This window comes from Streptomyces sp. NPDC041784, from assembly GCF_055591025.1.
In genome coordinates this window covers 1-2,034 of the sequence record NZ_JBVJAB010000074.1, presented here as the reverse complement: position 1 = coordinate 2,034, position 2,034 = coordinate 1, and the positions used below count along the sequence as shown (strand labels likewise).

Genomic DNA, 2,034 nt, shown 5'->3' with positions numbered 1-2,034 from the left:
GTGGATGGGTAGGGGAGCGTCGTGTGCCGGGTGAAGCCGCGCCGGAAGGCAGTGGTGGACGGTTCACGAGTGAGAATGCAGGCATGAGTAGCGATACAAACGTGAGAAACGTTTGCGCCGATTGACTAAGGGTTCCTGGGTCAAGCTGATCTGCCCAGGGTAAGTCGGGACCTAAGGCGAGGCCGACAGGCGTAGTCGATGGATAACCGGTTGATATTCCGGTACCCGCTGTGAAGCGTCAAACATCGAACCAGGCGATGCTAAGTCCGTGAAGCCGTTCCGGACCCTTCGGGGAATGGAAAGTGGTGGAGCCGACGGACCAGACTTGTAGTAGGTGAGTGATGGGGTGACGCAGGAAGGTAGTCCAGCCCGGGCGGTGGTTGTCCCGGGGTAAGGGTGTAGGCCGTGCGATAGGCAAATCCGTCGCACATCAAGGCTGAGACCTGATGCCGAGCCGATTGTGGTGAAGTGGATGATCCTATGCTGTCGAGAAAAGCCTCTAGCGAGTTTCATGGCGGCCCGTACCCTAAACCGACTCAGGTGGTCAGGTAGAGAATACCGAGGCGTTCGGGTGAACTATGGTTAAGGAACTCGGCAAAATGCCCCCGTAACTTCGGGAGAAGGGGGGCCACGTCTGGTGAGAGCACTTGCTGCTCGAGCTGGGGGTGGCCGCAGAGACCAGCGAGAAGCGACTGTTTACTAAAAACACAGGTCCGTGCGAAGCCGTAAGGCGATGTATACGGACTGACGCCTGCCCGGTGCTGGAACGTTAAGGGGACCGGTTAGCTCACTTTCGGGTGGGCGAAGCTGAGAACTTAAGCGCCAGTAAACGGCGGTGGTAACTATAACCATCCTAAGGTAGCGAAATTCCTTGTCGGGTAAGTTCCGACCTGCACGAATGGCGTAACGACTTCTCGACTGTCTCAACCATAGGCCCGGTGAAATTGCACTACGAGTAAAGATGCTCGTTTCGCGCAGCAGGACGGAAAGACCCCGGGACCTTTACTACAGTTTGATATTGGTGTTCGGTTCGGCTTGTGTAGGATAGGTGGGAGACTTTGAAGCGGCCACGCCAGTGGTTGTGGAGTCGTCGTTGAAATACCACTCTGGTCGTGCTGGATGTCTAACCTGGGTCCGTGATCCGGATCAGGGACAGTGTCTGATGGGTAGTTTAACTGGGGCGGTTGCCTCCTAAAGAGTAACGGAGGCGCCCAAAGGTTCCCTCAGCCTGGTTGGCAATCAGGTGTTGAGTGTAAGTGCACAAGGGAGCTTGACTGTGAGACCGACGGGTCGAGCAGGGACGAAAGTCGGGACTAGTGATCCGGCGGTGGCTTGTGGAAGCGCCGTCGCTCAACGGATAAAAGGTACCCCGGGGATAACAGGCTGATCTTCCCCAAGAGTCCATATCGACGGGATGGTTTGGCACCTCGATGTCGGCTCGTCGCATCCTGGGGCTGGAGTCGGTCCCAAGGGTTGGGCTGTTCGCCCATTAAAGCGGTACGCGAGCTGGGTTTAGAACGTCGTGAGACAGTTCGGTCCCTATCCGCTGCGCGCGCAGGAATATTGAGAAGGGCTGTCCCTAGTACGAGAGGACCGGGACGGACGAACCTCTGGTGTGCCAGTTGTTCTGCCAAGGGCATGGCTGGTTGGCTACGTTCGGGAGGGATAACCGCTGAAAGCATCTAAGCGGGAAGCCTGCTTCGAGATGAGTATTCCCACCCACTTGATGGGGTAAGGCTCCCAGTAGACGACTGGGTTGATAGGCCGGATCTGGAAGCACGGTAACGTGTGGAGGTGACCGGTACTAATAGGCCGAGGGCTTGTCCTCAGTTGCTCGCGTCCACTGTGTTGGTTCTGAAACCACGAACAGCCCCATGCCTGGTCACGGCGTGGTGCGGCTGGACAGTTTCATAGTGTTTCGGTGGTCATAGCGTGAGGGAAACGCCCGGTTACATTCCGAACCCGGAAGCTAAGCCTTACAGCGCCGATGGTACTGCAGGGGGGACCCTGTGGGAGAGTAGGACACCGCCGAAC

2 rRNA genes (1 of these 2 only partly in view) are annotated in these 2,034 nt (G+C 57.3%); both read left to right on the top strand.

The window, feature by feature from the left end:
- Positions 1-1,828, top strand: a 23S ribosomal RNA gene (locus tag ACZ6D7_RS47285); it begins 1,369 nt to the left of the window's first position.
- 89 nt (positions 1,829-1,917) lie between these two features.
- Positions 1,918-2,034 (top strand): 5S ribosomal RNA (gene rrf / locus ACZ6D7_RS47280).